Source organism: Clostridium sp. CAG:43, assembly GCF_000434655.1.
GTDB lineage: Bacteria > Bacillota > Clostridia > Lachnospirales > Lachnospiraceae > Otoolea > Otoolea fessa.
Window position 1 is genome coordinate 1 of sequence record NZ_FR895012.1, and the last position, 9394, is coordinate 9394.

The following is a 9394-nucleotide window of genomic DNA, read 5'->3' on the forward strand; positions in this document are numbered from 1 at the left end:
CATCATTTTCATTTACCTGTAGTTCAGAGTCCACTGCTGTTTTTTGTAGCCATTTCTCTGCAAGTTTACATTTTGCATCATCTTTGCTTACCTCAATTTCATCAAATCCAAGAATATAGTCTTCATCCAGCAATGGCAATTTCTTTTTCAGATGGTAAATAAATTTTAAATAACATTTTCCACTCTCTGGCACATTGATTTTAACGTTTATTTTTCCTTCACTGTGTGGTGCTGCTGAAACTTCTGGAAGTTTACCTTTGCTGATTACAAGCCCGTCCTGTGTCAGTTCATAATGGATCTTCACATAATCTTTCAAGTTATCAAAATCCATGTAGTTATGAAGTACCAGTTCTCCGCTTTCTTTGTTATAGGAAATAACTCTTGCCGGACGATAAACATTCTTGTATTCCAAAAGCCCTGTGTGCACCGTTCTGTCCGGATATACTAATCCATCCATGCAGAAATTACCATCATGGATTTCTTCGCCATGATCACCTCCGTAAGCGTAGATTGCCTTTCCATTCTCAGCAGTCCCATGAGCAATCGCATGGTCACACCATTCCCAAACAAAGCCGCCGCACATTTTATCGTTATTCTGGATCATCTGGAAATAATCTTCAAAATCTCCAGGACCATTTCCCATACTGTGACAGTACTCTACCAAAAGGAATGGTTTGCTTCCATCCTTGTCCAGATATTCCTGAATCTCAGAAAGAGCTGGATACATACGGCTGTACACATCCAGATTGCTGTAATCATATGTTTCATCATAATTACGGTATCTTGCACTCTCATATTGTGTGATGCGGTCTGGATCAAAATTCTTTGTCCATTCCAGTGCTTTTTCAAAGTTGCAGCCATAAGCACTCTCATTTCCCATTGACCACATAACAATACAGAAACGGTTTTTGTCACGTTCCACCATAAGTTTTACTCATATGTTTTATCGTAATTACGATATCTTGCACTCTCATATTGGGTGATACGGTCTGGATCAAATTTTTTTGTCCATTCCAATGCTTTTTCAAAGTTACAACCATATGCGCTCTCATTTCCCATTGACCACATGACAATACAAAAACGGTTTTTATCACGTTCCACCATGAGTTTCACACGATCAACGATTGCCTCTTCCCATACCGGGTCATCAGCAATTTTTTCATTCCACCGCTTGAAGCGGTTATAATCGGTGTCTTCTTTTCTGTAGAGCATAAATGGTCCATGAGCCTCAATATCTGCTTCATCTATCACCATGAATCCATACTTGTCACACATTTCATAGAAAAATGGTGCGTTCGGATAGTGGCTGGAACGGATCGCATTAAAATTATGCTGTTTCATTAACGTAAGATCCGTTATAATCTGTTCCCGGCTGATCGTAAACCCAGTAACCGGATCAGAATCATGACGATTGACTCCACGGAATTTAATCTTCTGTCCATTTAAGTAAATAATCTGATCTTTAATCTCTATCTTTCTGAGTGCAATATGATCTACGATTACTTCATTTTCTGTCTCAAGAATCAATTTGTACAGATATGGATTTTCTGTATTCCAAAGTTCTGGACTAGCAATTTCTAAAACAGCAGCTCCTTCTTCGGCAATACTTCCTACTGCTACAACTGCTCCGTTTCTGTCTTCAATCGAAATCTTTACATTTACTGGGAAGTAAAATTTCATGTCAAGTTCTACTTTTGCAATCATATCCTCAATTTTTGTTTTTATATGATAATCGCTGATTGCCTGTTCCGGACGTTTTAAAATGTACACATCCCGGAAAATACCACTCATACGGAATTTGTCCTGGTCTTCCAGATAAGAACCATCACACCACTTCATTACTAAAACTGCCACGGTATTCGTTCCATCCTGAAGTACATCGGTAATATCAAACTCACTGGTCATATGTGAAACCTGACTGTATCCTACGTAAGAGCCATTGATCCATACATAAAAGCAACTGTCTACCCCTTCAAAGTTCAAAAAGGCTCTTGATGCTTTCTCATCTCTGCTGTAATCAAAAGTATGTACATAAGCTCCACACGGAATATCCTGCGGCACGTATGGCGGATCAAACGGAAACGGATACCGGATGTTTGTATACTGATGCATATCATATCCTGCCATCTGCCATACACTCGGAACCTGAATCCCATCAAAGTGTTCCGTATCATAATCCTTCTCAAAGAAAGAATCCTGAATGTCATAAATGCTGTTAAAATACTGGAATTTCCAAGTTCCATTCAATAACTGCATACGATCTGATTCTTCTCTGTGTTCCACCAGGTTATCCATTCTTTTGGATGCCGGAATATAATAGGCTCTGGCTGGCATTGTGTTTTCATGCAATACACTTAAATTCTCATAATAACGCGGTACAATCATAAATAGCTTTCCTCCAATACATATACTTTTTTGCTCTTTGTTCTCCCGCAGAAAATCTTATCCGTTCCTTTTATTCTTACGTTTCTTTGTTTTCTAAATATAGATTATCCTAATCCGCAAAATATGTCTATGAATTAGATTGGACAAAATATGCACTAAATGATACAATAATAAAAAGTATGAAAAGAGGTGCCGTCTTATGTATATGAACGCCGGTTATTTGAACCACTCACATATGGATTTTAAAGACAAAAGTCGTCCACTGATTGTAGGAAGCTGTGGTACCTATCGTCTTTCCAGCCTTCCCAAGCTTCCCACCTACCGTCCAAGAGGACGTCTGGATTATCAGATTATATATATCACTGCTGGTTGTGGACATTTCCATTTTGATAATGTAGATAACGAAACGATTGTTCCTGCCGGTAACTTTGTACTTTACAGACCGAAAGAACTTCAGAAATATGAATATTATGGAGAAGATAAGACAGAAGTATACTGGATTCACTTCACAGGAAGCGATGTGAAAAATATCTTACGCCAATATGGATTTCCAGATAAAGAACGTATCTTTCAAGTTGGTTCATCTAACGAATATGAACGGATTTTCAAACGTATTATCATAGAGCTCCAACGCTGTCAGGATAATTATGAGGAAATGCTTGTCCTTTTGCTACGCCAACTTTTAATTAGCTTTCATCGGGAACTGACTAGAGAGCACATATCAAAAAATGAATATCTTGATCATGAGATGGATATCGCTGTTACCTTTTTCAGTGAAAACTACCATCAGAATATTAATATTGACGATTATGCTGCCTCACGAGGGATGAGTGTCAGCTGGTTTATCCGAAATTTCAAAAAATTCACTGGTTCCACACCAATGCAATTTATTGTAGGAATCCGAATCACCAATGCTCAGATTTTACTTGAAACAACAACTTATTCCATCAATGAGATTTCTAAGATTGTCGGGTATGATAACCAGCTTTATTTCAGCCGACTCTTCCACAAGCTAAAAGGATATTCACCTAGAGAATACCAAAAGATAAGAAATAAGTTCTGAAAACCATAATATTATAAGAATCCAATTTATTTAAAAAGGGGATTAAAAATGTTACATTCCTAGTTTTCTTATCACAAGTTGCTTCTAATACATGATTCCCCTTAAATAAAAGATAATATAAAAAGGTCACTTTACCCATTTTGAGGGATGCAAAGTGACCTTCTCTTAGTCAAATATAATGCCGTTCCTTTCTTCGCAAACCTTTACAGAAAGTACAAGCATCCATATTTCGTTTTTGATAAAGAATCCGTTGCTTTGGTGAGCACTTATAATCGTGTGCACACACTGGCATCGAATTCGATGCAGAAGAATAGCGCCTCACTTTGGCAAAGCAAGGCGCTATTCTCTGTTATAGGAAAAATCAGGTTATTCTCCCATGATCTGAACCGTATATTTTCTTATCTTCAGTCCATCGAACTCCACAAAATAAATATCCTGGGCACTTCCGCCCGCTACTTTTCCATCCATTACCGGAAGCACACAATGATTTCCGCAAAGCATTGACTTCAAATGTCCCGGGGCATTTCCGCTGCAGGTTCCATAGCTTGGGAGCATATGGGTATGCACGTAATCTCCGTCTGTTGGTATCAACCGTTCCAGCGTCAGTTCAATATCCTTTTCCACACAGGGAAGGCTTTCATTTATCATAATCGCCGTAGTCGTGTGCATGGATATGACAAAAACAACTCCTGCTGTGATTCCGCTGGCAGCCACGTCCTTTTGCACCTGATCTGTGATTTTTACCATTTCAAATTCCTGTCTGCTGGCAATTTCATGCGTATAAGATTTAATAATCATAGCCTCTTCCTTTCATTCCCAGAAACACTTCCGCATTCTCTCCCAGGATTTTTTTCAGCACATCCGGACGAAGATTCAGTTTTTCCAGACCGTCTTTTGTTCTGACCTGGCGAAATCTGGGGAGGTTGGATCCATACATCACCTTATCCATCAGATTATTCTGCAGCCATCCCGGAGCCATATTTTTCAAGAAAATCTGTTCATAATAGTTTTTGGGGCTGTCCATAAATACCGTCGCCGTATCTGTATAAACATTGGGATACTTTAACAACAGCATGCACAGCTCATCCACCCAGGGCCATCCCAGATGCGACAGGCAGAACCGAAGCGTCGGATATTCCACGGCGATATCTTCAAACAAAATCGGACGTGTATATTTTGACGGGGAATCCGGTTCCCAGCTGAAGCCGCTGTGAAACAGCACCGGCTTGTCATACTTTGTGCACAGATCTAATAACGGTTTTAACCGTCTGTCATCCGGATACATATTTAAATGAGATAAATTCAGCTTCAGACCCATCAAATTCAGCTTTTCAAACGCGTCCTTCAGTTTTTCTGCCGCACATTCCTCTCGCGGATCGACACTGGCAAAGCCGATAAAGCGTTCCGGAAACAATTCTACGATCCTCTTTACTTCTTCGTTTGACACAATCGGCTGTCCCATCGATGCAGAATAATCTTCCGCAAGAATTACCGCCCGATCCACTCCGGCATGATCCATCACAGCCATGACCTGCTCCATGGGCACAGGAGATGATTTGTACAGGCCAAACGCCTTCTTTCTGAAATTAACCCTGTCCGAATCTGTACAGATCGGACCAAATAACACCGGGTGTACATGTACATCAATAATCACGAAACGACAACTCCTTTCTCTCCAAAGCTTCCTTTACACATGATAAGGTTCAAATATACTGACAATCTCAGCAGCCTTTTTCGCGCCGGAAAGCATACATTCCGGTATGCTCCTGCCCCGAAGAACTCCGCTCATAAAGCCGGCGCCATAGGAATCTCCCGCGCCTACGGTATTCACCAGCTTCGGTGCCGGTATGCACGGCTGTCGATAAAACTCTGTTCCGTCAAAAGCCAGAGAGCCTCCTTCCCCAAACGTGGCAAGCAGCACCTCGGCTCCCATGGAACAGCCCATCCGCAAAAGCTCTCTTACCTCCTCGGTCTCCTCTTCAAATGAAAAAATACCATAATTGATATTTTTTAGAATGGTCGGAACATCCTCATGCTGATACCGCTTGGAAAAATCAAAATAGATCTTCGTTCCCTTGCTTCTCATGTCCTTCAGCAATCCTGTCACATTCCACGAAAGATCGGTATGAATGTAATCCTGTGTCCGGATAAAATCCATATCCTCTCCCGTTGGCTGATATGGAATCATGACTCCTTTTTCCGCCCTGTGATGCACCCGGTCTCTGCCATTTAACAGCATCTCTATCACTGCCGTCTGTCCCCCGGGAACAATGGTAACATGTCCGGTATCTACCTTCCTTTTCTGACACGCTTCCAGCATAGACTGTCCATAGGCATCATCTCCAATCGCCGTCACCACGGACGGCACAAGCTCGGGAACCAAATCCATCAGATTAAACATCAGATCGATTCCATTGCCTGTCGGGTAACTGATATTTAAGTTTTTGTATACATCAATGCAGGTGAATCCTACCGCTGCAAACCGCATAGCTGCTCCTCCCTCTGTTTATCTTCGTCACTGCATATACATTTTTAAATTCCGTACATTTTTCTTATCATATTCAAACGGATTAAAATAATATGCGGTATCTGCTCCAAGCATTCCGGCATACGCTGCAAAATTCAGCGCCTGCCCCCCAGGAAACATGGTTTTTAAATGGATGCACTTATCACATACATTGTCCCCAATCCCTATTACCTTCATTTCCTCAGCTTCTTAAGTCGAATTCCTCTTCAATCGATTGATCATATATCATTATATAATGTTATAATATCATATTAGTGCTTCTGAATCATTTTGTCAATAGGGTTTTATAAAAAAACAAGAAAAAATGCAGCCACATTGAGCCTGCGCTCAACATGTCTGCATCATTCCTTTTTCTCTCCTTTTATTCCTCTATTCTTCTTCTCTTTTTCTGTTCTTCTTTATGTAACATGGATTATTTAAATAATGTGACATAGGACGCAATTTCCTATGAACCAAAAAGAGAGATGCCGTAAAGGTATCTCTCCCAAAATCATTACTTCTGATGGCTGATAATCCATTGCAATATAGTCTCAAATCCTATTTTTCCCGCAGCTAAATCAAGACTTCCTCCCGTCGTTTCGATCAATCTAAATTGACATAGTAATAAAACTATATTCCGTTCATTTTCTTTCTTTCCAGTTTCCCCCAGTTCAGTTTGTTCTTCTTGTATCCCACAAATGCAGTCACACGGACAAATGCCAGATAAAAGCGGAGAAAAGTTGTTTCAAAAAAACAAGCAACAATAGCAAGGATCAGTTCTCGAAAAGAAAGCCTCTGGTCAATGGTATAGATTCTTGAAAAATATGCAGTTAATGTAAGTAAAATACCATACAGGGCATAGCAGGCAAGAAATGCCAGCATAAACTTTACATTCAGCATATCCATCATCACAGATAAAACCATTGTAAGTACACCAAAAAGTTCAATAAATGGTGACAATAATTCGTAAAACAGAAAATAAATATAGGATAAAAGTCCTACAGCTCCGTACCGTGGGTTTGCCAACATTTTACGGTGTCCCCACATACACTGGAACAATCCTCTCTGCCATCTTTTCCGCTGCTTGCCCAATTCACTTAATTTTTCCGGTGTTTGCGACCAGCAGATGGCATCCTGTGCAAAATCAATCTTATATGGCTTACGATTCATGCGGCTGAATTCATGAAGTCTGACTACCAGTTCCATATCCTCGCCCATTGTACTGCTGTCATATCCGCCTACGGCAATCACTGTTTTTTTCTCAAATAATCCAAAAGCTCCGGATATGATCATGTTTGCATTGATTTTATCCAACAGGATACGTGCTGCCAGAAAAGAACGGTCATATTCCAGGGATTGCATTCTTGCTATTATATTTCTAGGCAGCCTATATTTTATCACATGACCTTTTTTTATGACAACACCATTGGCTGGACGGACACTTCCACCAACGGCTATTACATTTTCGTCCTCCAGAACCGGACGAACGATTTTCTCCAGCGAATCATGCTGTAAAATAGAGTCCGCATCCATGCAGATAAACCAAGGATACCTGGCTGCATTGATTCCGGCATTTAAGCTGTCTGCTTTTCCGCCGTTCTTCTTGCGGATCAAAGTAATGGGTACTTTCTGGTTCGGGCATTCATAAACATCTTCCTCAGGCTGACATTGGATTAGATGACGGATCGGGCGCGCCACTCGCTCCATATGAAATGCATCAATCAGGATCTGAGATGTTTTGTCTTTAGAACCATCATCTATCACTATAATTTCATATAGTTTATAATCCAGGTTGAGAAGTGAAGTAACTGTGTCCTTCACCGTGACCTCCTCGTTATAAGCCGGAACAAGAATGGAAACCGGTATGTAATAGCTTTGCCACAGTTTATTGTGCAGCTGTTCAAGGCGGTATGATTTGTGCAGTTCAATTGCTCCTGCTACAACCGACAAAAACAAAAAGCTGGAATATCCAATCAGATATATAATAAAAAACAGATTGACACATTCCAGAAAAAAACGAAATGCATCGGTCATAAACCCGCCCTCCTTTGTGCTTTTGCTGCATCCAACTGGTACTCTAACATTTCTTTTGCATATCGGTCATTTCCCTGTAAAATATCAGCTAATGCGTCCCTATCTGTATTCAGAACTGCAAGGCTTTTTGCAGCATTATGACGGACATACCAGTTTTTACTGGAAATCTCTTTTTTCAAAATTTCCAGTGTCTGCGGTCCGGGATACACAGCAAGAGCGGAAATACAGGCATTCTGCAATTCCCAGAACCCTTCCTTTTCTTCTTCGGCGTGATGAAGCAAAAAAGAAACACTTCTTTCATCCTGATATCTGCCAAAATAGCGGACACATGCGATCTGAATTTCCATATCCTGGCTTGTTTCCAACATAAACAGCATTTCATCCTTCCAGTTTGACGATGCATATCGAATATAATCCAACAGGTTTACCTGCATCCTTGGATGAAATTCACTCAATTTTTTCCAAAGGAGTGGTATCAGTTCTTCTTTTTTATTAAAGGAAAGAAGTCCATCTGCAAGTATTTTTTTATGCGGAAGCAGCTGCTCATTTGCATTCAGGAATTCCAATGCCTGCATAACTGCGTGTATATCTTCTGAACTGTATAACGCCCGCAAAGCATTCTCTCTGCAATAGAGACTTTTATTTCCAAGCAGGTCGAAAAGAAATGGGAAAACAATTTCCTTAGCCTGGAATTTCGTCATATGAAATATGGCAAATACATAAGCCAAGCAGGCCTTTTCCATATCCGATTTTCTTTTATAAACCGGTATCAGTTCTTCCATCAGTCGACTTACAGATGCTATTCCCTGCTGGAATTGTTCCGGCATACTGTTTTCAACTTTATATAATGCTTCACTGAACGTCAGAAGTCTACTGGTTGAATGAAGCTCTTTAACCAGCCTTTTTTCCTGCTTTTTATTTTCCGTTATACTATCTAAAAACAACTGTCTGTATTCTTCGCAATATCGTTGTTCCCTCCTTTTCAGAACACAGGAACGATATCTTGAAATTATCTCTGTGAAGCAGTTAAACAGAATAATCCCCACACAGACAATAAAATAAAAAACAATCACAAATTGTGCTATCATTCGTGTTCCTTTCCTGTCCAGTATGTCTTCAGAACCTGGTATGCTTCTTTTAATCTTTCATGGTAAGATACTGTATTTTCCCATCCTTTCAGTTTAAGTCGTCCCATCTCGATTGTATTTCCTTCTCTGCCAAGACCTATAAACATCTCTTTGATCCCCACTGCTTCAATGCCATAATTTCCGTCATAATAATCATCATGAATCTGCATTCGGGACGGATCAGAAAAATTCAGCAGCTGCCATGGGATTCTAATTTCCACATCATCTCCGTTACAGATAAAATCTGCCCTGGAATCATAAGCAGATGCAGATGGATTT

At 40.2% G+C, this 9394-nt stretch carries 8 protein-coding genes and 2 pseudogenes; 1 reads left to right on the forward strand and 9 read right to left on the reverse strand.

The features are described from left to right. Together QVO97_RS01315 and QVO97_RS01320 are read right to left on the reverse strand one after the other, a co-directional pair. A partial coding sequence (locus tag QVO97_RS01315) for a glycoside hydrolase family 2 TIM barrel-domain containing protein (protein ID WP_369678363.1) occupies positions 1 to 727 on the reverse strand: 727 nt, incomplete at its 3' end. Between the two features lie 206 nt (positions 728 to 933). Next, positions 934 to 2385, reverse strand: a pseudogene (locus QVO97_RS01320) (glycoside hydrolase family 2); the annotation flags it as partial. 199 nt (positions 2386 to 2584) lie between these two features. Between QVO97_RS01320 and QVO97_RS01325 the strand changes: the two are divergent. Continuing rightward, positions 2585 to 3448: a helix-turn-helix transcriptional regulator gene (locus tag QVO97_RS01325; RefSeq protein ID WP_022358625.1), complete on the forward strand. Its 864-nt coding sequence runs from the start codon at positions 2585 to 2587 to the stop codon at positions 3446 to 3448. 366 nt (positions 3449 to 3814) lie between these two features. Here the strand turns inward: QVO97_RS01325 and QVO97_RS01330 are convergent, their stop codons facing one another. The 7 genes and pseudogenes from QVO97_RS01330 to QVO97_RS01360 all read right to left on the reverse strand — a co-directional run. Beyond that, positions 3815 to 4246 carry a secondary thiamine-phosphate synthase enzyme YjbQ gene (locus QVO97_RS01330; protein ID WP_022358626.1) on the reverse strand — a complete coding sequence of 144 codons (432 nt, stop codon included), beginning with the start codon at positions 4244 to 4246 and terminating at the stop codon, positions 3815 to 3817. After that, on the reverse strand, positions 4236 to 5102 hold the full coding sequence (locus QVO97_RS01335; RefSeq protein ID WP_022358627.1) for an amidohydrolase family protein: 867 nt from the start codon (positions 5100 to 5102) through the stop codon (positions 4236 to 4238). Before QVO97_RS01335 ends, QVO97_RS01330 begins: the two co-directional genes overlap by 11 nt. 33 nt (positions 5103 to 5135) lie before the next feature. Further along, positions 5136 to 5936 carry a PfkB family carbohydrate kinase gene (locus tag QVO97_RS01340; RefSeq protein ID WP_022358628.1) on the reverse strand — a complete coding sequence of 267 codons (801 nt, stop codon included), beginning with the start codon at positions 5934 to 5936 and terminating at the stop codon, positions 5136 to 5138. A 27-nt stretch (positions 5937 to 5963) separates the two neighbouring features. After that, positions 5964 to 6152, reverse strand: coding sequence for a ribokinase family Sugar kinase (locus QVO97_RS01345; protein ID WP_022358629.1), 189 nt, complete (start codon positions 6150 to 6152; stop codon positions 5964 to 5966). A 432-nt stretch (positions 6153 to 6584) separates the two neighbouring features. Beyond that, on the reverse strand, positions 6585 to 7904 hold the full coding sequence (locus QVO97_RS01350; RefSeq protein WP_288188582.1) for a glycosyltransferase family 2 protein: 1320 nt from the start codon (positions 7902 to 7904) through the stop codon (positions 6585 to 6587). A gap of 80 nt (positions 7905 to 7984) precedes the next feature. Further along, positions 7985 to 9076: a HEAT repeat domain-containing protein gene (locus QVO97_RS01355; protein ID WP_022358631.1), complete on the reverse strand. Its 1092-nt coding sequence runs from the start codon at positions 9074 to 9076 to the stop codon at positions 7985 to 7987. Continuing rightward, positions 9073 to 9394 (reverse strand): annotated as a pseudogene (locus QVO97_RS01360) (family 2 glycosyl transferase); the annotation flags it as partial. The pseudogene QVO97_RS01360 and the gene QVO97_RS01355, both read right to left, overlap by 4 nt.